Origin of the sequence: Arthrobacter rhombi (assembly GCF_900163545.1) — a bacterium.
GTDB lineage: Bacteria > Actinomycetota > Actinomycetes > Actinomycetales > Micrococcaceae > Arthrobacter_H > Arthrobacter_H rhombi_A.
This window is the reverse complement of the sequence record NZ_FUHW01000009.1, coordinates 1-24,099: the sequence shown is the minus strand read 5'-3', so window position 1 is coordinate 24,099 and position 24,099 is coordinate 1. Positions and strand designations below refer to the sequence as shown.

21 protein-coding genes are annotated in these 24,099 nt (G+C 62.5%); 15 read left to right on the top strand and 6 right to left on the bottom strand.

The genetic code is table 11. The annotated features are described in order from the left end of the window. The first annotated feature begins 112 nt into the window (after positions 1-112). Entirely contained in the window at positions 113-1,438 is a 1,326-nt protein-coding gene (locus FM101_RS01690) for a MinD/ParA family ATP-binding protein (RefSeq protein WP_086994548.1), read from the top strand. A gap of 5 nt (positions 1,439-1,443) precedes the next feature. After that, the gene (locus FM101_RS01685) at positions 1,444-2,865 is read left to right on the top strand and encodes a mycothione reductase (protein ID WP_086994545.1); all 1,422 of its coding nucleotides are present in this window, start codon (positions 1,444-1,446) and stop codon (positions 2,863-2,865) included. Positions 2,866-2,969: 104 nt separating this feature from the next. On the opposite strand, the gene FM101_RS01680 is transcribed toward FM101_RS01685, so the two are convergent. Further along, positions 2,970-4,781 carry an AMP-dependent synthetase/ligase gene (locus FM101_RS01680; RefSeq protein ID WP_086994542.1) on the bottom strand — a complete coding sequence of 604 codons (1,812 nt, stop codon included), beginning with the start codon at positions 4,779-4,781 and terminating at the stop codon, positions 2,970-2,972. A 140-nt stretch (positions 4,782-4,921) separates the two neighbouring features. Here FM101_RS01680 and FM101_RS01675 point away from each other — a divergent pair, with 140 nt between their 5' ends. Further along, entirely contained in the window at positions 4,922-5,887 is a 966-nt protein-coding gene (locus tag FM101_RS01675; protein ID WP_086994540.1) for an ROK family glucokinase, read from the top strand. Here the strand turns inward: FM101_RS01675 and FM101_RS01670 are convergent. Then, positions 5,884-6,339 (bottom strand): hypothetical protein, encoded by a 456-nt coding sequence (locus FM101_RS01670; protein WP_086994538.1) that lies wholly within the window; start codon positions 6,337-6,339, stop codon positions 5,884-5,886. The genes FM101_RS01675 and FM101_RS01670 overlap by 4 nt on opposite strands. After that, positions 6,332-7,120 carry an alpha/beta hydrolase gene (locus FM101_RS01665; protein ID WP_086994535.1) on the bottom strand — a complete coding sequence of 263 codons (789 nt, stop codon included), beginning with the start codon at positions 7,118-7,120 and terminating at the stop codon, positions 6,332-6,334. Before FM101_RS01665 ends, FM101_RS01670 begins: the two co-directional genes overlap by 8 nt. Positions 7,121-7,244: 124 nt before the next feature. Here FM101_RS01665 and FM101_RS01660 point away from each other — a divergent pair, with 124 nt between their 5' ends. Together FM101_RS01660 and FM101_RS01655 are read left to right on the top strand one after the other, a co-directional pair. Continuing rightward, positions 7,245-8,183: a lysophospholipid acyltransferase family protein gene (locus FM101_RS01660; RefSeq protein WP_086994532.1), complete on the top strand. Its 939-nt coding sequence runs from the start codon at positions 7,245-7,247 to the stop codon at positions 8,181-8,183. Positions 8,184-8,286: 103 nt separating this feature from the next. Next, positions 8,287-9,684 carry a class II 3-deoxy-7-phosphoheptulonate synthase gene (locus FM101_RS01655; RefSeq protein ID WP_086994529.1) on the top strand — a complete coding sequence of 466 codons (1,398 nt, stop codon included), beginning with the start codon at positions 8,287-8,289 and terminating at the stop codon, positions 9,682-9,684. A 90-nt stretch (positions 9,685-9,774) separates the two neighbouring features. Here the strand turns inward: FM101_RS01655 and FM101_RS01650 are convergent, their stop codons facing one another. Both FM101_RS01650 and FM101_RS01645 read right to left on the bottom strand, forming a co-directional pair. Further along, the gene (locus tag FM101_RS01650) at positions 9,775-11,928 is read right to left on the bottom strand and encodes a Stk1 family PASTA domain-containing Ser/Thr kinase (RefSeq protein ID WP_342744339.1); all 2,154 of its coding nucleotides are present in this window, start codon (positions 11,926-11,928) and stop codon (positions 9,775-9,777) included. Between the two features lie 146 nt (positions 11,929-12,074). Continuing rightward, positions 12,075-12,323, bottom strand: coding sequence for a WhiB family transcriptional regulator (locus tag FM101_RS01645; RefSeq protein ID WP_086994524.1), 249 nt, complete (start codon positions 12,321-12,323; stop codon positions 12,075-12,077). Between the two features lie 353 nt (positions 12,324-12,676). On the opposite strand from FM101_RS01645, the gene FM101_RS01640 reads away from it, so the two are divergent. Then, positions 12,677-13,072: a hypothetical protein gene (locus tag FM101_RS01640; protein ID WP_143269165.1), complete on the top strand. Its 396-nt coding sequence runs from the start codon at positions 12,677-12,679 to the stop codon at positions 13,070-13,072. On the opposite strand, the gene FM101_RS01635 is transcribed toward FM101_RS01640, so the two are convergent. After that, positions 13,069-16,257 carry an FtsK/SpoIIIE domain-containing protein gene (locus FM101_RS01635; protein WP_179204200.1) on the bottom strand — a complete coding sequence of 1,063 codons (3,189 nt, stop codon included), beginning with the start codon at positions 16,255-16,257 and terminating at the stop codon, positions 13,069-13,071. The two genes, FM101_RS01640 and FM101_RS01635, sit on opposite strands and share 4 nt — an antisense overlap. A gap of 868 nt (positions 16,258-17,125) precedes the next feature. Between FM101_RS01635 and FM101_RS01630 the strand changes: the two genes are divergently transcribed. The 9 genes from FM101_RS01630 to FM101_RS01595 all read left to right on the top strand — a co-directional run bounded on the left by FM101_RS01630 (position 17,126) and on the right by FM101_RS01595 (position 23,885). Further along, on the top strand, positions 17,126-18,352 hold the full coding sequence (locus tag FM101_RS01630; protein ID WP_086994516.1) for a CpaF family protein: 1,227 nt from the start codon (positions 17,126-17,128) through the stop codon (positions 18,350-18,352). Positions 18,353-18,378: 26 nt separating this feature from the next. Continuing rightward, the gene (locus FM101_RS01625; RefSeq protein WP_342744338.1) at positions 18,379-19,200 is read left to right on the top strand and encodes a type II secretion system F family protein; all 822 of its coding nucleotides are present in this window, start codon (positions 18,379-18,381) and stop codon (positions 19,198-19,200) included. Further along, positions 19,197-20,138, top strand: coding sequence for a type II secretion system F family protein (locus FM101_RS01620; protein WP_245806595.1), 942 nt, complete (start codon positions 19,197-19,199; stop codon positions 20,136-20,138). Before FM101_RS01625 ends, FM101_RS01620 begins: the two co-directional genes overlap by 4 nt. A 115-nt stretch (positions 20,139-20,253) precedes the next feature. Beyond that, on the top strand, positions 20,254-20,433 hold the full coding sequence (locus FM101_RS01615; RefSeq protein WP_086994621.1) for a hypothetical protein: 180 nt from the start codon (positions 20,254-20,256) through the stop codon (positions 20,431-20,433). Between the two features lie 73 nt (positions 20,434-20,506). Beyond that, positions 20,507-20,884, top strand: coding sequence for a TadE family protein (locus tag FM101_RS01610; protein ID WP_086994618.1), 378 nt, complete (start codon positions 20,507-20,509; stop codon positions 20,882-20,884). Next, the gene (locus FM101_RS15510; protein WP_143269162.1) at positions 20,874-21,332 is read left to right on the top strand and encodes a hypothetical protein; all 459 of its coding nucleotides are present in this window, start codon (positions 20,874-20,876) and stop codon (positions 21,330-21,332) included. Before FM101_RS01610 ends, FM101_RS15510 begins: the two co-directional genes overlap by 11 nt. A gap of 106 nt (positions 21,333-21,438) precedes the next feature. After that, entirely contained in the window at positions 21,439-21,846 is a 408-nt protein-coding gene (locus FM101_RS01605) for a hypothetical protein (protein WP_086994510.1), read from the top strand. A 17-nt stretch (positions 21,847-21,863) separates the two neighbouring features. Beyond that, on the top strand, positions 21,864-22,982 hold the full coding sequence (gene prfB / locus FM101_RS01600) for a peptide chain release factor 2 (RefSeq protein ID WP_086994507.1): 1,119 nt from the start codon (positions 21,864-21,866) through the stop codon (positions 22,980-22,982). Between the two features lie 153 nt (positions 22,983-23,135). Next, the gene (locus FM101_RS01595; protein WP_086994504.1) at positions 23,136-23,885 is read left to right on the top strand and encodes a 3-hydroxybutyrate dehydrogenase; all 750 of its coding nucleotides are present in this window, start codon (positions 23,136-23,138) and stop codon (positions 23,883-23,885) included. The last annotated feature ends 214 nt before the right edge of the window (positions 23,886-24,099 follow it).

The following is a 24,099-nucleotide window of genomic DNA, read 5'->3' as shown; positions in this document are numbered from 1 at the left end:
AACCGCAGGATCCGCCCGCCACGGGACGTCCACCGACAACAGGTGGGCGTCCCGTCTTGCGTTAGGGTGATGGCTGACGTTCCTACAGCCAGTACTTTCCGCAGAGGATGCCATGACCCAGCCCCACCAGAACCACGACGACGACGAAGCCCCGGAGAACCCGGAACCGGCTCCGCAAGACGAGCTGGATGCCTCGGAGACCGGAACAGGCCCTGCGGCAGGGGAACCGGGCGAGGACCTGAAGCCGGCAGGTGCCGGCCACGGAGCCGCCGACCTACCGGATCTCTCCGATTGGCAGCCGGTGCAGCACGACGACGAAACAGCAGCAACGGAAACTTCCCAGGCCCGCCCGCAAGCCCACGGGGTCGTCATCCCCGCAGCGCCGACGCACCAGCCAGAGCCGAAGACCGACAGCGCCGAGGCGGCCGACGACTACCCGGCCACCGGCCAGGCCACCGCCACGACCACCGCGGACGTCGGATCCGGAAGTGACCAGACCACGCAGGCAGCGGCCCCCGAAAGCGCCTCGCAACTAACGGCTGACCGGCTCCTTGAACCCCGGGACCGCGAACCCGTGGGCGGCTGGCGTCGCCTGCTGTTCCGCGCCTCGCTGGGCAAGGTCAACGTCGGCGATTCCGACGCCGTGCGGATCCGCCGGCAAATGCACCACCGGATTTCCGCCTCGCTGCCGGGAACCACCCGCTACGTCCCCGTCCTCTCACGGAAGGGAGGCGTCGGCAAGACCACCGTAACCACCCTGCTGGGCATGGCGCTGGCCCAGATTCGTGAGGACCGGATCATCGCTCTGGACGCCAACCCCGACCGCGGCACGCTCAGCGACCGCTCACCGGGCAAATCGGAGTTCACCGCCCGGAACCTGGTCCAACACCGTTTCAGCGTGGACACCTTCGCCAAGCTCTCCTCCTACGCAGCCCGGGAGGGTTCGCGTCTGCATGTGTTGGCCTCGGATACCGATCCGCGGGTGGCCGAAGCATTCGACGACGCCGACTACCGTGCCGTCACCGATCTGCTCTCGAAGTACTACTCCATCGTGCTCACCGATTCCGGGACCGGGATGGTCCACACCGTCATGAAGGGCACCTTGGAAAAGGCCGACGCCGTCGTCTTGGTTTCCGGTGCCAGTGTCGACGAAGCCAGGTTGGCTTCCGAGACGCTGTCCTGGCTGGAAGCGCACGGACGCACGGAGCTGGCGAAGAACGCGATCGTGGTCATCAACCAGTCCTCCGGAACCGGTCGCGGCGTGAACGTGGAAGAGATCGAATCGCATTTCCGTTCCCGGGTGGCCACCGTCGTCCGCCTGCCGCACGATCCGCATCTGGCCGAGGGCTCCCGGGTCTCCTTGGACCGGCTGAAGCCGGGCACACGGGACGCGGTCATGGAGCTGGCTGCCTTGGTCGTCGACGAGCTGAAGGGCTGAATCTTTTGACCCACTACGATCTCGCCATCGTCGGATCCGGCTCCGGCAACTCACTGATCACCGGTTATTGGGACGACCAGAAGGTCGCCATCATCGATGCCGGGATCTTTGGTGGAACCTGCCTGAACGTGGGGTGCATCCCCACGAAGATGTTCGTGTATCCGGCCACCCTGGCCGCCTCCACCGCGCAGGCAGCCCGGCTCGGCGTCGACCTGGAACACCGCGGCACCGACTGGCCGGGGATCCGGGACAGGATCTTCGGGAGGATCGATGCCATCTCGGCCGACGGTCTGCGTTACCGGGACCAGGAACTCGAGAACGTGGACGTCTACACCGAAACGGTACGCCTGAGGGACCCCCACACGCTGGTCACCGAATCCGGACAGGTCATCACCGCCGACCAGGTCGTCCTGGCCTCGGGGTCCCGTGCCGTGCTGCCTGATGTTCCCGGTGTCGAGCTACCCCAGGTCCACACCTCCGATACCGTCATGCGTCTGGAGGCGCTGCCGGAACGGGTGCTGATGGTTGGTGGTGGCTTCATAGCCGCCGAATTCGCCCATGTCTTCCACGGTTTGGGTTCCGAGGTCATTCAAGTCAACCGTTCCTCGGCTTTGTTGCGCCATCACGATGAGGAGATCTCCCGGAGGTTCACGCGGGCCGCGGGGCAACGCTGGACGCTGAAGCTGGATCATGCACTCAGCGCTGTCACCGAGAACGACGACGGAAGCGTCACCGGGCATTTCGAGACCGCAGACGGGCCCGTCGAGGTGAGGGCCGACGTCGTGCTGATGGCCACGGGCAGGGTGCCGAACTCGGACCGGCTCCACGCGGAGGCTGCCGGATTGGACCTCGAACCCGATGGCCGCCTGGCGGTGGACGAGTACCAGCGCGTGCTCTCCGGCGGGCAGGCCGTGCCCGGATGCTATGCCTTGGGTGATGCCTCCAATGAATACCAGCTCAAACATGTCGCCAACCGCGAGGCACGGGTGGTGACCCATAACCTCGAACATCCCACGAACCTGCGCTCCACCGACCGTTCGTTCGTCCCAGCGGCGGTTTTCACCGATCCGCAGATTGCCGCGGTGGGTCTCACCGCCGAACAGGCCAGGGCCCAAGCGCAGGACCCCGAGGACGTCGTGACCGTCGTGCAGGATTATGGCTCCACTGCCTACGGGTGGGCGATGGAAGACCAGGAAGGCCTTGTCAAGCTGGTCGCCTCCCGTTCCACGGGTCTGCTGCTCGGTGCCCATGTGATGGGCCACGAGGCCTCGATCCTCATCCAACCACTGATCCAGGCCATGGCCACGGGGCTCGGGGTGATCGAGATGGCGCGGCGTCCGTTCTGGATCCACCCCGCGCTGACCGAGGTCGTGGAGAATGCCCTCTTGGGTCTGGACCTGCCGTTTGGCCAGGACGCGCCCCTGTAGCGAAGCGACACATCGGTGCACGCAGAAAAGGCCGGGCCACGCAGCATGCGTGGCCCGGCCTTCTGGCTGAGGGCCCCGGCGTCGGCGACGGGGCCCTCAGAGGGTCAGGAAGGTTTCTTGGCTGAGTAGATCTCCTCGACGACCATTTCGAAGTCCTTGAGCACCTGGCCGCGCTTGACCTTCAACGAAGGGGTCAGGTGGCCGGAAGCCTCGGAGAAGTCCGTGGGGACGATGCGGAAGGCCTTGATGGCCTCGGCGTGGGAAACCGTCTGGTTGGCCTTGTCGATGACGGCCTGGACGTTTTGACGGACCTTGGGGTGCTCGGAGGCCTGCGCCACGGTCAAAGAACCGAGCTGGTGGCGGCTCAACCAGCCGGGTAGGGCCTCTTCGTCGAGGGTGACCAAGGCCGAGATGAACGGACGGTTATCTCCGACCACCAGTGCCTGGGAGACCAGGGCATCGGCACGGATCTGGTCCTCGAGCAAGCCGGGAACCACGTTCTTCCCGCTGGCGGTCACGAGGATTTCCTTTTTGCGTCCGGTGATCTTCAGGAACCCGTCTTCGTCGAGTTCACCGATATCTCCGGTCCGGAACCAATCGCCGTCGAACGCCTCGGCCCGCAGGTCGGGGCGGTTGTGGTATCCGGCCATGAGGCAGACACCCTGGGTGAGGATCTCGCCGTCGTCCGCGATCTTCACCGCGTTGCCGGGCAACGGCTTGCCGACGGTGCCGATCTTTAGCTTGCTCGGGGTGTTCACGGTGATGGGGGCGGTGGTCTCGGTGAGGCCGTAGCCCTCGAGGATCATCAAACCGGCACCGTTGAAGAAGTGTCCGAGGCGTTCGCCCAGCGGGCCGCCACCGGAGACCGCGTACTGGATGCGTCCGCCCATGGCCTCGCGGATCTTCGAGAAGACGAGCTTATCGAAGAGTCCGTGGCGTAGCTTCAACGCCAGCGGCACCGAACCCTCGCCGTGGGCGCGGGAGTACTGCACTGCGGTTTTCGCCGCGGCGTGGAAGATCTTCGCCTTCACGTTGCTGGCATCCTCGGCCTTGAGCATCGAGGAGTTGTAGACCTTCTCGAAGACCCGGGGGACGGCCAAAATGAAGGTGGGCTTGAAGCCCTGCAGGTCCGGCAGCAGGTTCTTGATGTCGGGGGTGTGGGCGACCTTGGCCCCACCGGCGACGGCCAGTACCGAGATGAAGCGGGCGAACACATGGGCCAGGGGCAGGAACATGATGGTCGAGGAACCCTCATGCACGCATTCGGGCAGGGCCGCCTGGGCGTTGCGGGAGAGTTCCACGAAGTTCAGGTGCGTCAATTCGCAGCCCTTGGGACGCCCGGTGGTGCCCGAGGTGTAGATAATGGTTGCCACGGTCTCCAGCCCCATGGAGGAGCGGCGTGCTTCGAGTTCCTCGTCGCTGATATCGGCGCCGGCGGTGCGCAGGACGTCGAGCCCGTCTCCCTCCATTTGCCAGATATGGTCGATGTCTTCGAGTTGCTCCTGAATGGAGGCCTGACGGATCACGTTCTCGTGGTTCGGTGACTCGACGATGGCCGCCGCGGCACCGCAATCGCCGAGGATCCAGGCAACCTGGCTGGGGGAGGAGGTCTCGTAGACCGGAACGGAAATGCATCCGGCGAACCAGATCGCAAAATCGACCAGCGTCCACTCGTAGCGGGTCCGGGACATGATGCCGACCCGGGAGCCCTTCTCGAGCCCCGAGGCGATCAGGCCCTTGGCCAGGGCGCTCGCATCGTCCCTGAACTCCCGGGCCGAGACATCGATCCATCCGCCGTGACCATCGGGCCGCGAGAACAGCATCGGGTTGGTCCCGTTCGCTTTTTCCAGCACGAAATCCGTGGTGTTGGACGTCGCGGGGCTGACCACGAGCGGGGGTACGCTGAACTCTCGCACGATGTGCTCCTCTACTTCAGTAGGCTCTTCAGATTGGACATCTGACGATGGGGATCGTCATCCAAGCATAGTGTGTTGCATCACTAACCTACTCGCTAGTAACTTACGGTGCCAACATCGGGCCAGGGAAGGGAATCGCCATGGGCACGACTCCGGACGCCCACTGGGCCATCGGACTGGATATCGGCGGCACAAAAATCGCCGCCGGCATCGTCGACGAGGCAGGGAAACTCCTTCACCGGGCCCAGCTTTCGACCCCCGGCTCCAGCCCCCAACAGGTCGAACAGGCGGTGGTGGACCTCGTGACCGGACTGCGTCGCTGGGCCCCCCGCGCCCCGATCGGCGTCGGGGCGGCCGGCTGGATGAATCCCGAAACGGGCACCGTGCTCTTCAGCCCGCATTTGGCCTGGCGCAATGAACCCCTGCGTGACCGGCTGGCCACCGTCCTGGGCGGCACGGTCTGCGTGGTCAACGACGCCGACGCGGCAGGCTGGGCGGAATACCGTTTTGGTGCCGGACAGGGGGAACCGAATCTGGTGTGCTTGACCCTCGGCACCGGAATCGGCGGTTCGCTGGTCGCCGGAGGGCAGCTGCGACGAGGTCGTTTTGGGTTGGCCGGCGAGTTTGGCCACCAGGTCATCCACCCCGGAGGCCACCGCTGCGAATGTGGAAACCGTGGATGCTGGGAACAATATGCTTCCGGAAACGCCCTGGGGCGTGAAGGCCGCGAACTGGCCCGGGCCAACTCCCCGGTGGCCCATACGCTGCTGGACGCGGCGGAAGGGGACGTGGAGGCCATCAACGGGGCGTTGGTGACCGAATTGGCAGCCGCGGGGGATCCTGCCTGCCAGGAGCTCATCATTGATGCCGGCCAATGGTTGGGCCTGGGACTAGCCAATCTGGCCGCGGCCTTGGATCCCGGGACCTTTGTCATCGGTGGCGGTCTGGGGTCGGCCTCCACTCGTCTGCTGGAGGAAGCCGAAACGTCGTACCGGAAGAACCTCACCGGCCGCGGGTACCGGCCCTTCGCCGACATCCGGCAGGCGGGGCTGGGGGCCGATGCCGGACTCATCGGTGCCGCCGATCTCGCCCGGCAGACCGGTTAGACCCTGGCGCCGTTATCGCCTTCCTGACGGTGCCGCGGGAGCCTGAAGGCCAGATAGCCGGCGGAAGCGACAAAGACCACGCATAAGGTCAACCAGACCCCCATCGGGGCCGAACGCCACAGGATGGCCAAGAGCAAGAGGGCGATCGGTGCCCCTGCGGCACAGGTCCAGGCCAGGACCGTCAGCGGATTTCCCGAGCCCAAGGCCGGAGGATCCTCCGGCGTCCAGTCCTCCTCGGGCTCCTCGAGCAGTTCGTAATCGCGCGGCCCTCCGGCTGGCCGGAGCACAGGGACCGGTTCATCGAGAGGATCCGGTTCCGGGGCCGGCGAAGCGGTCGCCTCGGTGTCCGGATCGATATCCACACCGACGTCATCGAGCCGGCTGACCAGATCCTGCCAGGCGGCCTCGTCGGCGGCCCGATCGCGGGGGGAGCGCGAGTTGTCCTCAGCCATGGGCATGGCCTCCCAGGGCGTCGAAGAAGGCGAGTGAGCCGTCGAAGATCGCTGCGGCGTCGTAATCAAGGGTCGCGACATGCAGACTACGTTCCAGATACCTCAGCTGCAGCCGCGGCACCCCGGAAGGGTGCATGCCCACCAATTCGCGTCGCAGGACATTCAAACCCGCCTCGGAAACGATATGGTCCACCACCGAGCGGAAAACGAACACCGGGGCTTCGATGGCGCTGAGGATCTTCCGCGTCGCGTGGATGAGCTGCCGTAGTTCGTGCACCGCGGCCACCGGGGTCCGCGGGTAGGCGCCCTCATCCTGGCCGGGACGGGCAATGTCGTTGGCGATGGCGGGGACCGAGGGGATGAAGTGTTTCAGAACCCCGGTCAGTGCCGCGGTCCGGTCCACCATGCTCAGGGCCGGGTTAACCAGGGCGAGCCCTGCCGGTTTCCGAGTGATTCCCAAGTGCAGGGCCAGCGTCCCGCCCATGGACAGACCCACGACGAAAACCTTGCGGTGTGAAGCGGCCAGCAGATCGAATTCGGCCTCGACGGCGGCTGTCCAGGCGGAGCGGGGGGTCCTGGCCAGGTCCTGCCACGTGCTCCCATGCCCGGGCAGAACCGGAAGGGAGACCGTATAGCCGCCCGTCAGGAGGGCGTCGGCCCAGGGGCGCATACTGCGCGGGCTGGACGTAAAACCGTGGATCACCAAGACCGCATCGCCGTTGCCACCACGGACCCGGAAGCCTTCGGACGCGTCGGATGGGGCCGTTGCCGAGAATTCCATAGCGCTCCCAAGCAGGCCGGGGATCGTGCCCCGGGGTGAATATGTGCCTAGAGTAGAGCCTAACCGACATGGGGTCCGTGCGAGGCGGGCGCCCGACGACCTGCCCGGCGGAAGGCTCCCACACGTGTTTTATTGGATCATGAAGCGGCTGCTCATTGCACCGCTGACCAACCTGCTGTTCCGGCCGTGGGTCAAGGGAATGGATAACATTCCTGCCGAAGGCGGCGCGATCCTGGCCAGCAACCACCTGTCGGTCTCCGACTCGATCTTCCTGCCCGTCGCCGTGGACCGTCCGGTCGTTTTTCTGGCCAAAATGGAGTATTTCACCGGCAAGGGAATCAAAGGCAAGCTCACCGCCCTGTTTTTCCGGCTCTCCAATCAGTTGCCGATGGACCGTTCCGGGGGTGCCGCCTCGGCGAACTCGCTGGGAGCGGGGGAGCAGGCCCTCTTGGACGGACAGCTGTTGGGCATCTACCCGGAAGGCACCCGCAGCCCCGATGGGCGCCTCTACCGGGGCAAGGTCGGTGTCGCGAAGCTCGCCCTGGCCACCGGTGTTCCCGTGATCCCGGTGGCCATGATCGGCACCGATAAGGTCCAGCCGATCGGCAAGACCGTGCCGAACATCCGCAGGGTCGGGCTGATCGTGGGCGAACCACTGGACTTCTCCCGCTATGAGGGGATGGAGGAGGACCGGTTCGTCCAGCGTTCGGTCACCGACGAGATCATGTATGCGCTGATGCGGCTCTCGGGCCAGGAATACGTTGATTCCTACGCCTCGACCGTCAAGGCAAAGATCACTGCCGACCGCCTCGCGGATCGCAAGGCAGCCCGTGAGGCCCTGGCAGAGAACGCTCGCGCCCAGGTTCGTGCCACGGTGGATGCGGCCAGGAAGGAAGTCGAACACATCCGCACCCCCAAGGACGGGGCGGACGCCGCTGCTGAGGACGAGGCCCTGGCAGCGGGGGACACCACGGGGAGCGCTGAGGCGAACGACGACGATGCTCCCCTCGACACCGAACCATCCCGTGAATCCGGGGAGGAAGGCAACGCGAAACAGGCGTGACCGGCAGCTGCGCTGTCCTGCAGTCGTGCATCGGATGACCGGCTAAAACGAAACTTTACGCCGCGAATAGGGTGCCGACCCACGACCCGGATACGCTGGGCTAGTGACTGATTCGACCCAGACTTCCGCCCCGTTCCACCAGCCCATCCCCGGGCCCGCTGCCGATCCCGGCCTCGATGCCTGGCGCGAGCTCCCGATTTCTCAGCAGCCCACGTGGTCCGGCCCGGAATATACGCGCGCAGTCGACGAGCTGGCCTCCTTGCCGCCGCTGGTCTTCGCCGGTGAAGTGGACATTCTGCGCGAACGACTGGCCGCCGCGGCCCAGGGCCATGCCTTCCTGCTGCAGGGTGGGGACTGCGCCGAAACGTTTGCCGCGGCAACCGCCGATCGCATCAGTGCTCGGGTGAAGACGATCCTGCAGATGGCCGTCGTGCTGACCTACGGCGCCTCGATGCCCGTCGTGAAAATGGGGCGTATGGCCGGTCAGTTCGCCAAACCGCGCTCCTCGGATTCGGAAACCCGTGAGGGTGTCACGCTGCCGGCGTTCCGCGGCGATATCGTCAACGGCTTCGATTTCACCCCCGAGTCCCGGCGGCACGACCCGGCCCGCATGGTCAAGGCCTACAACACCTCGGCCGCCACCTTGAACCTGATTCGCGCCTTCACCCAGGGTGGCTTCGCCGACCTGCGCAGCGTGCATCACTGGAATAAGGGCTTCCGCGCCAACCCGGCGCATAGCCAGTACGAGTCCTTGGCCGCGGAAATCGACCGTGCCGTCCGGTTCATGGACGCCTGCGGTGCCGACTTCGAGGCCCTGAAGACCACCGAGTTCTTCGCCAGCCATGAGGCGCTGCTGTTGGATTACGAGCGAGCGCTGACCCGCACGGATTCCCGCACCGGCCAGCCCTACGACACCTCAGGGCACTTCCTCTGGATTGGTGAGCGGACCCGGCAGCTGGACAGCGCCCACGTTGATTTCCTCTCCCGGGTACGCAACCCGTTGGGTGTGAAGCTCGGCCCGAACACGACGCCCGAGGATGCCTTGGCCCTGGTGGAGAAGCTGGACCCGAACCGTGAACCGGGCCGGCTGACCTTCATCACCCGTATGGGAGCGAAGAACATCCGCGAGAAACTGCCGGATCTGGTGGAGAAGGTCACCGCCTCGGGTGCCCAGGTCCTCTGGGTCACCGACCCGATGCATGGCAACACGGTAACCAGCGAGAACGGCTACAAGACCCGGAAGTTCGACGACGTCATGGACGAGGTGCGTGGCTTCTTCGACGTGCACAACTCCTTGGGTACCTACGCCGGCGGGCTGCATGTGGAGATGACCGGTGACGACGTGGCCGAGTGCCTCGGCGGTGCCGACCCGATTCGTGCCGACCAGTTCGACGACCTCTACGAGTCCGTGTGCGATCCGCGGCTGAACCACCGTCAGTCCTTGGAGATGGCCTTCCTCGTCGCCGGCGCCTTGGCCGAGCGGAAGCCGCGCAACGACTGATCCACCGACCGCATCGAATACTGATGGCCACGCCCGGGAAAAACCCTGGACGTGGCCATCATTTTTGTGTGGATACCGACCGGGAGTGCCTCAGACGACGCCCAGTGTCACGGTCGAGCCCTCGGGTAGTTCGCCGGAGGACGGGTCTTGGGTGGCCACCGTGCCGAAGATGATGCCGAAGCTGCCCTCGTTGATTTCGACCTCGAAACCCGCGTCCTTGAGGATCTTCTTGGCTTTCTCCACCTGCTTGCCGCGCACCCCCGGAACCTCGACCATCCGTGGTCCCTTGGAAACGACGAAACTGACGGTCGTTCCCCGTTTGGCCTTGCCCGAGGCCGGCTCCTGCGAAATGACCATTCCCTTTTCGACGTTCTTGTCGAATTCCGTACCTGACTTCTTCGGATCCAGCCCCGCGTCCTTCAACGTCGCCGCGGCCTCCTTCTCCGACCGACCGGTGACATCGGGTACCTTCACCGGGGCGCGGCCACGGGACACCACGTAGGAGACCTTGGTCCCCCGGCGCACTTCCGCTTCCGGCTTCGGCTTCTGCGAAACAATCTGCCCGGCGGCAATGGATTCGTCATACTCCTTCGTGGCCTTCCCCGCTTCGACCTGGGCACCTTTGAGGGCCTTCTGGGCGGCGGGTTCCTCCAGACCGACGACATTGGGGACGGCAAAAAGCTCCGGACCTTTGGAGATCAGGAGCTCAACTGATTGGTACCGGCGGATGGTGGTCCCCGCTGCCGGTTCGGAACCGACCACCAGACCTTTCTTGATCTCGTCGTCGAAGACCTGGGTCGAACTGGACGAAACGCGGCCCGCTTCCAGGGCCTGCTGGGCGGAGGCAGCCGATTGGCCGCTCAGTTGTGGAATCTGTACCGGGGACCCCGGCCCCATACCGAAGAACCAGGCACCGGTTGCCACCAGGGCGGTGACGAGAAAGAGCACGATGGCCAGGATCCAACCGCGTCGTCGCGAAGAGGGGGATGCGAGGCTTTCGCGGGGCCTTTGTGCTTCGCGGGCCCACTGCCGACGGGAGTTCTTGGCCTCCTTGCGGGCCTGGCGTTCGCGGGCCCGCGGTGAGAGGCCGCTCGCGCCTGAGCGTGGATCCTCTGAGGCCAGGGGCAGCCCCGTGAGCTCCCCGGTGTCGGTGTGGTCGTTGTAGCGGGGGAGTGCCTGAGTGGCCCCGGCGGGTGTCGAAATGACGCTGGTGGCGTTATCGGGGGCCCCGATCACCTCGGTCGCTCCGGCGGACCGTTCGGAGCCAGTAATGGCCTCGGTCGCTTCCGTTTGGCCACCAGTTGAGGGCAGGGGCACCGGAGACCCGATGGCTTCGGTAGCGTCCACACCACGCCCCGAACCGGCACTTTCAGGGTCGACGCTCGGGGAATCAAGTTCCGCATCAGTGAGGGTCCGTCGGATCTGCCGGATCTCTCCCAACAACGCCTCAGCGTCTTGGGGGCGTTCCTCAGGCTCCTTGCGGGTACAGAACTCCACGAGCTCATCGAGGTCGGCGGCCAGACCCGGCAGGACGAGCGAGGGGGCTGGCACGTCATTGGAGACATGCTGATAGGCGACGGCAATGGGGGCATCGGCCACGAAGGGCTGGTCTCCGGTGAGCATCTCGTACAACATGATGCCCAACGCGTAGATGTCACTACGGGCGTCAGCGGGGGCGCCGGTGACGAGTTCAGGGGAGACGTAGGCAACCGTGCCAATGAGGTTCCCGGTAGACGTCTGGTTCGTCGCCGCGCGGGCCAGTCCGAAATCGGCAAGTTTGATCTGGCCGGAATTCGACAGCAGGACGTTTTCGGGCTTGATATCCCGGTGGACCAGTCCTGCAGCATGAGCCGCGGCGAGACCCTCGACGACGGCGTCCAATAGCGCCAAGGCTTGGCGGGGTGCCATGCGCCCCTGGGTCTTGAGTAGGTCGCGCAGGGTATGCCCGTTGACGAGCTCCATGGCCAGGTAGGCCGTATGTCCGTCGACGCCAGTATCTAGGACACCGACGATATGCGGGTGGGAGAAACCGGCTGCGGTGATGGCCTCGGTTCGGAAACGCTCGACCAACAGCGGGTCTTCGGCGAGGTGCGGGTGCAGGATCTTCAGGGCCACATTGCGCTCGAGGCGGATGTCGGTGGCCAGATAGACAGTGGACATGCCGCCGACGGCCAGGCGCTCGATAATGCGATAGCGGCCGTCGATCATCGTGTCCCTGTCGGGACTGGCTCCATGTTCACTCACCCCACGATGGTAGCCAAAACCGGACGTCATTCCGTGGACATCCGCCCGGGGGAGGCGGAATCGTTGGACCAGCAGAAGTCCTTAACGAGCCGGAGGGAGCGAATCCGTGGATTCGCTCCCTCCGAACGGCTAGAGGTTCTGTCTCGCTATGATGCGCGGCGGGCCCGGGCTGCGCGGCGCTTCAGGGCGCGACGCTCGTCTTCGCTCATGCCACCCCACACACCGGCGTCCTGGCCGGATTCGATGGCCCACTGTAGGCAGGTGTCGATGACCGGGCACCGGCGGCAGACGCTCTTGGCCTCTTCGATCTGGAGCAATGCTGGCCCGGTATTCCCCACGGGGAAGAACAATTCGGGGTCTTTGTCCAGGCAGGCTGCGCGACTACGCCAATCCATGCTTTGTGATGCTCCTTGGGATAGGTTTCGGGGGACGACCCACTACGGCCAATCCGAAAAGTGGGGCGGTGGCAGCACAAAAGAGAGCACTCAAAAATGCTCCCGTTCACCTGCCCCATAAGATTGTCATGTTACTTGTGTGTAAACAAGGGTTGGACGGCAACTAATCGCTTCCCGACACTGAGGCTTTTCTCACTCGCACGAACCCTTGCGGCCTAGCATTTCCCATGTCATGGCCCGCTCCCCGGTGCCGTGGGGATCATGATGTGGTTGGGGCGGTGTGACTCGTCGAGTAGATTCTAGGGGTGAGTTCCCCGAGTTCCCCCTCTTTTCCTCCCCACGATCCTGCACCCGTGCGACGGCGTCCGCCATCGATTATCGCGGTCTCAGCGTTGCTGCTGCTGGAGGCCGTTGCTGCATTGGCCGCGGCGGCCTGGTATGCCACATCGTTGGGTGAATCGGGTCCCCTATCGATGGGTGGGCGGATCTTCATGCTCGTCCTGATTCTCGGAGCCACGGCATGGCAAACCAATGTGGGTATTCAGGTGTTCAAGGGACATGCATGGACCCGTGCCGCCGCCGTGGTTTGGCAGATCTTCCAAGTGATCTTTGCTGTTTCCTTCCTCGGGGGAGGGGGCTGGAGCCTGGCACTCGGGATCGCGCTGTTGATTCCTTCCGCAGCGATCATCCTGCTGATTTTCGATCCGAAAGCCACGGCCTTCTTCGGGGATCGCGCCCCACAAAACTAGTCTTTGGGACCATCCCCGACACCCAATAATGCGCACTGAACTTGGGCCAACGTCCCGTCTCGCATCACGAGGGCCCGGCCCGGCTGGCTCCGTTGATGCGGCCGGAATCTCCATCCGAGGAAATCGCCGTCACTTGCTTGTCGGGGGTTAAGCAAAAGCATCGCAGCGGCTGGCAGCATTCGTGCGGCCGGAGGAAGTCGGACCAATCCGACTCGTTCAGGTGAAGCCGACATGACGACGTGGGTACCCGAACGAATGAGTGCATCCACATGAGTCAGTTCGGCGTCCGTGAGTTCCAGAACGTCGTCGAGTAACAACAACCCTGGTCCGTCAGTGAGCTGATCCATGGAGTAACGGATATCGAACTCGGGCCCCAACTGGGCGGCGATGAGTGCGAGAAGGCTCGTTTTTCCCGTCCCCGTACCACCGAGGATGAGGCCTACACGACCCGGCGCCCAGCTCCAGGTGCGGTGATCCGGCGCCAAGAGACCGATCGGATAGCGGCCCAGCCCGGAACTGAAGCTCGGCACTTGATCGGCTCTGACCTGGGAAGGCAGGGCATGGCAGGTCCTTTGTGGCAGGGCAGTCGGCGGTCCCGGGGCGTAGCTGGTCGACGGAGCTGGAGTACGGAGTTGTACAACGACTCCCTGCTCCTGGGTGATGGGGGATGTCCATACGGCTCGCCCGGGGTAGGGACCGGTGTTCTTGAGCTTTGGCCAACCCATCACGGTTTCCTGGCCCAGACCGAACCTGAGGTAAATCCGGTGATCCGCCAAGGAGTGGAATCGTGACGAGGTCAGATCTCGGTCGCCGGTGACGATGATGCACGTGTTTTCTCGTTCTGTCCTTCGGGCCAGTGCGGCTAGCCGGTCATCGAGGGCGGCGAACTCGGAAGCCCCCAGCTCAGCGGACCAAACCGCCAAGCCACTGACGAGCAGGATTCGGGTTGCTGTCTGTTCCTCGACCGCATCCGGTGCTGCTTCGAAGACGTCGAGGAGTTCGTGGACCCGCTCGGGTTCTCCACAGGAGACGAAGCCCGCTACTCGGGGACTCCCAGCAGCCGCACCGAAATGCCCTGCCCCGTCCAGGACATAGATGTGACGTTCCTGTTCCGCCTGAATGAGGCTGTCAAACACCCCGAGGAGCGTAGCCGCTGCCGAACTTGCTGGACCAGCGATGACCGCCACACGTCTTTGAAGTTCTGGAGTCCACCAGAGCGGCGTCAGACGTTGACGCTGGATATCGTCAATCAGACCCAACGCGATGGATCCCTTGGGCTGGTGGATGCGGAAACGACGAGGGATGGAGTGAACCTCGCTCGGTAGCGGTGCAGCGAACGATGTCACTGGGAATGGTGGATCTGGAACGTCTGCGGTCTTTCGACGCAGAACTGCGCCAGGCGAGGAATCCGCCGGCGGCGTGCCATGGATCGTTGCTACCAGGCGGCAGTCCTGGAAACTTGGGCCGATTTCCTGCACCGTCCAGGTCGGCGTGTCCTGTTCAAGAGGAAGGGCGCGGAATGGCACGGGTGGATCGCCCGCTCGACGCATGAAACCGAGCCCAGGGCTGGATGCCGAGAGCTCGGCGGCTGCCGAGGTGCCGAGAAGCTCATTCGATTCGAGTGGACTGAGCAGGCGTAGGGCGATGATGGTGTTGATGTTGGCGCGCATGGACGGTGTGACGACTCCTTGCGGGCGTTGCGTGGCAAGCAGCAGATGCACTCCAAGGGACCGTCCGACCGTTGCGATACGTATGAGCTCCGGAACTGCGTCTTCCAGTTCGTCGCTCAGGACACGAAGCTCGTCGACCATGACCACGAGGCGAGGAAGAGGTTGAGCTGCAGAGGCGGCACGGCTTCGATAACCTGCGTAGTCTTCGGCATTGGCCTCCCTGAACAGCGATTCCCGTCGCTGTAGTTCAACTCGCAGGCTACCGAGGACCCTCTCGCTGGATTCGGCGTTGAGATCAGTCACCAGATTTTGACAGTGCGGTGTTTCCGCGTACGGGCCCAGTGCTGATCCACCCTTGAAATCCAATAGGAGCAGCGATAACTGATCAGGACCGTAGCGGCAGACCAGATCCATGGTTATCGCTTTGAGGAGTTCGGACTTTCCCGAACCGGTGGTCCCCGTGATGAGGACATGTGGGCCGTCGCCGACGAAGTCCAAAGACACCGGGATCCCCTCCCAGTTGCCAAATTGAGTCTGAAGGGAGTCGGCGGAGGAGCCCTGCCAGACCGGGCCGAGGTCCGCGAGGTTGCGTCGTGGCGCCTGGAAAGCACGATCGAGGCTGGTACTTCGAGCCCTAGGAAACTCCAGCTCATGTAGTCCTGCCGTGCATGCTGCGGCAAGCGTTGGGGAGGAGATGCCATCCACCGCCATGAGGACTTCGTCCTCCGCACGGCTCAATGTGGACTTGGTGACGTCAAGATTCCAGTCGGCTCTCGCATCGGATGTGGGGACGGCGATAATCAAGGCTGGCGGAGGCCAGCTGCTGTCGATATTGCGAATCGCTGTAACGAGGCGTTCGGTGCAGGAAACCCCAAACATGACCAGCACGACGGAGGATGCGCCCAGGGTGGGCAAGAGCGGTATTGCTTCATCGACGTCATTGCAGGCACGGACGCAAGGCAGGAAACGAACCTCGGTAGGGAGACAGTCGCCTCTGCCGACGATCAATAAAGTGGAACCGGTGAGGGAGCAAGCGTAGGAGAGCTGGATGACCGACGATCGCAGGATCGGACCGAGACTCGGCTCCGAGCCGGACAGGATTCCTAGTTCACCTGGTGAAACCGTGATGATGACGGGACCGTCAACTGATTGCACCTGTGGTCCCCGTTCGGACGGAGGCTCGAGAACGACCGGAGGGGCCACTTTTCCTGAACCGAGCCTCAAGGGGTGGGAAACCCCCGATGTACGCCGTGGTGGCTTGGCCGCTCTGGTTTCCACCATGGCCTGAAGAATTTGGAGCCCGACGGGAGGGACCGTGTGTTCCAAGGTGTGGATCCGCTGGGTCGCGATACTGCGGATGCGTCGGCGTAATCGTCGACGGGCAATCAACTCGATACTGGCGGGGACGCCACCGGTCACGAGACCGAAAGCGCTGAAAGCTAGGAAGAACCACGACCCCAGGGTCAGTGCCAAGGCAAGGCCGATAAGCAGGGGAAGACCAGCTGTAGCGATCATCAGCCATGGTCGACTGCCGGAAGCGGGCCGGGATATGCGCGTTGGAGGAGGCGGCCAGAGGACTCGGCGATCGTGCGTGGACAGTTCCATGCAGCCGGCTTGGGTGGATAAAACGCGGAAGGTCGTGTCGCCCAAGGAGAACTCGTCGTCGGCACCAAGCAAGCGCTTTTTCGGGTGTGGAGCAGAACGGTCGGTTACGGCTGGTCCGGGGATCTCCAGGAGTGCGATGGACGTCTTGTCAACGATGATGTCAGCATGATGACGGGAAAGCGCAGGATCCGAAGTAGATAGGTCACAGTCGCCGCGGCCAATGGAATACCTTCCGCGGGTGAGAAGTAGGTACGGGCCGCAATCTGGCCCTTTGATGGCGACAAGCCAGATTTCGGAAGTTGATGCTGGGGGCTTACGTGGGCGCCTGAACGGTGTGAGGGTCAACGTACCTGTCGGAGGTAGGTGATCCAACTGCTGCAGTCGTGTTCCACCAGCCGCCCAGAGCTCTGTGTAGCCCAACTCGGCCAGCGCGTCTCCAAGCGCAGCTCCCGAGAGGCCCTCGGGACCGGTGACCTCCAAAGAGGTCGTTGGGGCGGCGTCGAATGAGCCCCGTGGCCTTTGTACAACGGTGACGTGAAGTGTCATCTAGAGGCCTCTTCCGCTCAATGATCCCCGGCTCAAGGTCACGCTAACCCTGATTCTCCGATGAAGTAGGTACTAGCCGAATGTTGTGGACAACGTGGACACGGACTATCCACACAGGGACCTACAACTCTTGTTTGGGTTAAGACGTGTGGGTAATGTCACAAGAGCTGTCCCAGTTGCGGACACCACGGGTATCGACTCCTGTGCCCAGAACTTTGCACGGGAGATGCAAATGGATGGACAACGCTTCATCGAAGACGAGGTACGCGAGCATGTTCGACGCCGCGGCCTAGACCCTTCCGAGAACGTCGCTGAGATCCGGCGCATAGTCGGCGCAGCAGTGCGTGATTATGATGAGCGCTCGTTGTTGGAGGGGCTACCCCGTCTCGGAGGTCTTGAGGAAACAGGCCGGTCGGTCTTTGATGCCATCGCCGGCTTCGGACCGTTGCAGCCGTTGTTGGATGACCCGGAGGTTGAGGAGATTTGGATCAACTCCCCTTCGGAAGTCTTTGCGGCGCGTGGCGGCAGTTCGGAGTTGACGTCTATTCGATTGGACGACGAACAGGTCCGAATCCTGGTGGAGCGCATGCTGAAGACTTCCGGGCGTCGCTTGGATCTGTCCACGCCTTTTGTTGATGCGGCTCTCCCGGACGGTTCTCGGCTGCATGTGGTCATCCCGGATATCACCAGAAAATACTGGTCCGTGAACATCAGGAAGTTCATTGCTAGGGCCTCTCGTCTGGACCATCTGGTTGAGCTGGGGTCCCTGAGCCGGCAGGCCGCTGACTATTTGCACGCGGCCGTAGGGGCCGGACTCAATGTCCTAGTTTCCGGAGCGACCCAAGCGGGCAAAACAACTCTGCTGAACTGCTTGTCATCCGGGATTGGATCTCGCGAGCGAGTCATCACCGTCGAGGAAATCTTTGAGCTCAAGATCCCGCTCCGTGATGTCGTAGCTATGCAGTGCCGTCAGTCGAATCTGGAAGGTCACGGCCAAATCGATCTGCGCCGCATCGTCAAGGAAGCCTTACGTATGCGTCCCGACAGGATCATCGTCGGTGAAGTCCGTGAAGCGGAAGCATTGGACATGCTGATCGCGATGAATGCCGGACTTCCTGGAATGGCGAGTGTCCACGCAAACTCAGCCCGCGATGCCGTCACGAAAATCTGTACCCTTCCGTTGTTGGCTGGCGAAAATATCAACTCAAATTTCGTGCTCCCAACCGTTGCCTCCTGCATCGACCTGGTGGTCCACTGCGAGCGAAGCATGGCAGGACACCGCAGAGTTTCCGAGATCATCAAACTCGGCCGCAGAGTCGAAAACGGCATCATCGAGTCTTCTACGACCTTCAAAAGAATCGGTGGCGAATTACAGATGGCTCCCTCGGCGGATCTGTCTCATGAAAAATTCGACAACGCTGGCATCGACCCCACGTCGCTCTTAGGGGTCGGATCATGAGCCTGGTCTGGGGGCTGATCCTGGGGTTGGGATTCCTACTGATTTGGCAAGCGTGCTGGAGCGAATCAGCGAAACCGAAGAAGGCGAAAAAATATCGGATCCAGGTGCTTCTGTTGCGAGCTGGATTCGATAAAGTCAGCGTCGGGGGATTCATTTCCTCCATGGTGGCTTGTTTCTTTTTGACCGCCGTCATAGTTTTTATCGCCACTGTGTCACCGCTGATTGCGCTCATTTTCGGGATGTTTGGTGCCGTCGTACCGCTGTTGGCTGTCCGTTGGCGTGCAGCTAAGCGAGCAACAGTGCTCCGGGAGCAATGGCCAGATGTCGTCGACCATCTTCGATCGGCCATCCGGGCTGGACTCTCGCTGCCTGAGGCACTGATCCAATTGGGCGCGCAAGGTCCCGAACAACTCCGCTCGGCATTCGTGGAATTCGGGGTCGATTACCGGGCGACGTCCCGTTTCGATGACGCCATGGAGCGACTTCGGTATCGGCTGGCAGATCCCGTAGCTGACAAGATTGTTGCTGCCTTGATGATCACCCGCGAAGTCGGTGGATCAGATCTGGGCGAGATGTTAGGGACCTTGGGCGGCTTCCTGAGGGATAGTGCCCGGACCCGCGGCGAACTCGAAGCCCGACAATCGTGGACGGTGAATGCGGCACGTTTGGCTGTCGCAGCGCCCTGGGTGATCCTGCTGCTTATGTCGACTCAACCCCAGGCAGTTAAGGCATATTCAACGGTCGGGGGCGCCATCGTGCTTCTGGCAGGACTGTTCATATCCTTTTTGTGCTACCGGATCATGCTGGGTATTGGATCGTTGCCCTCTGAGGAAAGGATCCTCAAATGACGGGATCCATGGCCTGGGGGCTCGCCTTGGGACTGCTGTTGGGAGCAGGACTCTGGTTGTGTTTTGTTCGACTCCCCGCCATGCGTCGCGTGAAGTTTTCCGACAGGATTTCCGGGCAACTGCGTCAGGCTTCGCAGCTTTCGGGTGCCCGCCCCGGCCAGGTCACGTCAGAAACGCCGCTCGGCCCGCTCGTTAAAATCCTGTGGCCCGTGCTGAAGGATCTCGTCAGTATGTTGAACCGATTCAATCCAGCTGGCGGAGGGTTACAACGACGGCTCCAACGGGCTGGCTTGGAGGCGAGTGTTACTGAGTTCCGTATATCTCAATTGACCTATGCAGGTGCCGGACTTCTGTTAGGAAGCCTCTTCGTCGTCGCGTCGGCGGCCAGAGGGACCTTCAACGGGTTCTTTGCTTTCGCCGTTTTGTCTGCCGCAGCAGTAGCCGGGTTTGGCTTTAGCGAATGGCGTCTCACTGAGTCGGGGGCCAGACGTAGCCGGAGGATCCTGGGCCAATTTCCGAGTATCGCCGAACTCATCGCCTTGGCCGTGGGGGCGGGGGAGAGCACAGTGGGTGCCATCGAACGTATTTGCGGCACTTCCGAAGGCGATTTGCCGGACGAATTCAAAGCGCTTTTGGCGGATATCCGGTCCGGAACCCCCATGACGACAGCTTTCCAACGATTGGCCAGACGGCTCGACCTCAACGCAATGACTCGATTTTCCGACGCCATCACCGTTGCTGCAGAGCGGGGGACACCTTTGGCAGAAGTATTGCGGGCCCAGGCTCAAGACGTGCGGGACGCAGCCAAAAGGGAGCTGATGGAGACTGCCGGACGTAAGGAGATCAGCATGATGATCCCGGTGGTGTTTGGCATTCTTCCCCTCACCATTATCTTCGCGGTCTATCCGGGCCTCTCACTGATCGATATGAATTTATGAATGCCGGAGCCGGGGGGAATCCGCGGAACTCAAACACCAACAGGGAAGGCGCAACACAATGAAGAACGCATGGAGCCAAGCCGCCGCGATCGGACTGACTTTGACATTGCTTTGCATGGCACGGGTTCAGGGAATCGGGGCGCGAGTTCACGACGACGAACGCGGTGACGTGCCGGGTTGGGTCATGATCACCCTGATGTCAGCTGTACTGGTTGCCGCACTTCTGGCTGTCGCCGGTCCGCGCCTGAGCGATCTTTTCAACCAGGCGATCAATCGAGTTTCAGGTCTCAGCTAATAGGTCTATGGACCGAACACCGTCTATGAAACTTCTGCAGCACGCCAGCGTAGCCTGCGGGAAGCGAGTCTCTATGAGGGGAACAGAGAGCGGATCAGCCGTAGCAGAGTTCGTCATGGTCTCTGCCCTGTTGACGATGCTGTTCATTTCCGTCCTCCAGTTAGCGCTCGTCTTGCACGTACGCAATACGTTGATGGATGCTGCAGCGTCGGGAGCGCGGTTCGGCACGTTGGCTGATCGTTCGCCAGCTGAGGGGGCTCAACGGACGCGTGAACTCATCGCTGGTTCGCTGGGAGCGGGCCTGAGCCAGGACGTCGAGTTCAAGGACATCACCATCGGCGGCCAGCCCGGCCTCAGAATAACTGTCAGTGCGCCCTTCCCGCTGCTGGGGTACTTTGCTGTCGGCGGGCACCTGAACGTGAGCGGCGAGGCGGCACAATATGGTCGTTAGCCGCATCTCGAATAGATGTCGACAGGCATGGTCCGATCTGCATGCCTCGGAAAGTGGGTCCTCCATCGTCGAATTTATTTTCCTCGGAGTTCTCCTTTTGGTGCCCGTTACCTATCTCATCATCAGCGCGTCGCAGTTGCAGGCCGCTTCATTTGCCGCAGTTGGTGCTGCAGACCATGCAGCAAGAACGTTCGCGACTGCTGATACCGAGGCGGAAGGGGCGGCCCGGGCGAGGAATGCCGTTGATGTGGCGTTGGAAAACCTTGCTGTCGATACCCATGCGGCGACGATGGAGTATCGCTGCGCACCTTCCTGTCTTGAGCCGGGGTCGACGGTGTCAGTAGACGTTTCTATTCGTGTGGGGTTGCCTTTCCTGCCACCGGGTATTGATGCTGATTTTGGTAGGACCTCTTCGTCGGCAACCGTCCGCGTCGATCAGTTTGGATGATGCTGCCATGGTGACCGGAGGCCAACGTTTCTTGAACGCGCACGCCTGGTGCTCGAGAGAGCAGCGGCTGTCAGGCCGCGTAAGGACTGGTGAAGAGGGCCAATCGATGATTTTGATCATCGGTTATGTCTTGATTGTGCTCCTAGCCATCAGCGCGACCTTAGCGGCGACTTTGGTCAATACTCAGGCCCGCAAACTCCTGAGTGTTGCCGATAGTGCTGTCACGGTCGCGGCAGACAGCTTCGACGTGGAGGAAACCGGGGAAGACGGGACGCTGAAGCTGCATCTGAGCGATGCGGGGGTGGCTGCTGCTGTCTCCAATTATGTCGCCGACGTCCGTGCAGCCGAGCGGTTTGACGGATTTTCCATCGTCCGGGCAAGCTCCAGCGGAGACGGAACCACGGCGGTTGTCAGCCTGAGCGCAGTGGTGCGCCCGCCGCTCGTCGGCTGGTTCGTACCCGAGGGAATTCCTATCAACGTGGAGTCCAGTGCCCGAACCGGACTCACCAGATGACGTAGTCTTGGGAGATCATGGCCTCTACTGACTTTCCCGCGGAAATCCGCGACTTGCGCAATACATTCGCCTCTATCGAAGCCGTCACCGACGTCGACCAGATCAAAACGGATATCGCCGAACTATCCGAACAGGCTGGTGAACCCGACCTCTGGGACGACCCGGCCGCAGCGCAGGTCATCACCTCCAAGCTTTCCCACCGTCAGACTGATTTGAACCGGCTCGAGCGTCTTGAGGGGCGCATCGATGATCTTGAGGTTCTTGTCGAACTTGCCGGAGAGGAGGACGACGCGGATTCCCTGGCCGAGGCGGACAAAGAACTGAAATCCCTGCGCAAGGCCTTGAGCCAGCTCGAAGTCGTGACCCTGCTCGCTGGTGAGTATGACGAACGGGCAGCGGTGGTCACCATCCGTGCTGGCGCCGGTGGTGTGGATGCCGCCGACTTCGCTGACATGCTCATGCGCATGTACCTCCGCTGGGCGGAACGCCATGGCTATACGACGACCGTCATGGATACTTCCTACGCTGAGGAAGCTGGCCTGAAGTCGGCGACGTTCGAGGTCAATGCCCCCTATGCCTTCGGGACACTGTCCGTCGAGGCCGGCACCCACCGACTGGTCCGGATCAGCCCCTTCGACAACCAGGGGCGACGGCAAACCTCCTTCGCGGCCGTCGAAGTCATCCCGCTCATCGAAAAGACCGACTCGGTCGACATCCCCGATAATGAGCTCAAAATCGATGTTTTCCGTTCCTCCGGCCCCGGCGGCCAGTCGGTGAACACCACCGACTCCGCCGTACGCATGACCCACATCCCCACGGGGATCGTGGTTTCGATGCAAAACGAGAAATCCCAGATCCAGAACCGGGCCGCTGCCCTGCGGGTGATGCAGTCGCGGCTCCTCTTGGCACGTCAGCAGGAGGAAAACGCGGCGAAGAAGGCGCTCGCCGGAGACGTCAAGGCTTCTTGGGGCGATCAAATGCGTTCGTACGTGCTCAATCCGTACCAGATGGTCAAGGATCTGCGTACCGAGCACGAAGTCGGCAACACCGGGGCCGTCTTCGATGGGGAAATCGATGACTTCATCGATGCAGGTATTCGCTGGCGGGCCAACGCCCGGCATGAAGCGGCTGAATAACGCACGCAGCGACACCTGGATGAGCTGATATCTCCTGACACCGGCCCTACTCTCGTGCAATGATCCGAAGGCAGCGATCGAACGCGTACTGCTAGGCGGTACGCCTTCATTGATCGCTGGAACAGCTGGAACAGCGAGAACGGGAGCAAACAGATGAGCGGATACCTGCAGGGACGCCACGCAATCGTCACCGGGGGAGCCAGCGGCATTGGAGCCGCGTGTGCACGGGCCTTTGCGGAGCGTGGCGCAACGGTCACGGTCGCGGACCTTAATGGTGAGGCCGCCGAACAAGTCGCCGCTGATATCGGAGGCAAGGTTTGGCAGGTTGATCTGGGGGACACTTCGGCGCTGGAGGACCTCAGTCTGGATGCTGACATCCTGGTGAACAATGCAGGGATCCAACGCATCAACCCGGTGCACGAATTCGTTCCCGAGGACTGGCGGCTGATTCACCGGCTCATGCTCGAAGCCCCCTTCTTGCTCATTCGTTCCGTGCTTCCGGGCATGTATGAACGTGGGTTCGGGCGCATCATCAATCTGTCGAGCATCCACGGGTTGCGCGCCTCTGCCTATAAGAGTGCCTATGTTGCAGCGAAGCATGGTCTGGAAGGACTATCCAAGGTGACGGCACTCGAAGGTGGCGAACACGGAGTCACGAGCAACTGCATCGAACCGGCCTACGTCCGGACACCTCTGGTGGAAGCCCAAATCGCTGATCAGGCCAAGATTCACGGCATCGGTGAGGACGAGGTGGTCTCCTCGATCATGCTCACCGAATCCGCCGTCAAGCGCCTGGTCGAACCCGAGGAAGTCGGATCTTTGGCCGCATGGTTGGCCTCACCTGACTCCGGGATGGTCACCGGGGCTTCCTACACAGTCGACGGAGGCTGGAGCGCGCGCTGATATGAGCGTTTCTGACGGCAAGGCCAATGAGGTCAGGCCTGCCCGGAGGCGTTAGGTTAGAAGGTAACGGCGGTCACAGCGCCCGGCGATGGGGCCGCAGCAATATTTCATGGGGCAAGGGAGGTCTTTGAAGTGACAATGGATAAAAGTGTCGGTTCCGCGGCGGAAGCCGTAGCGGATATCGGGGATGGATCCTTGATATCTGTCGGCGGTT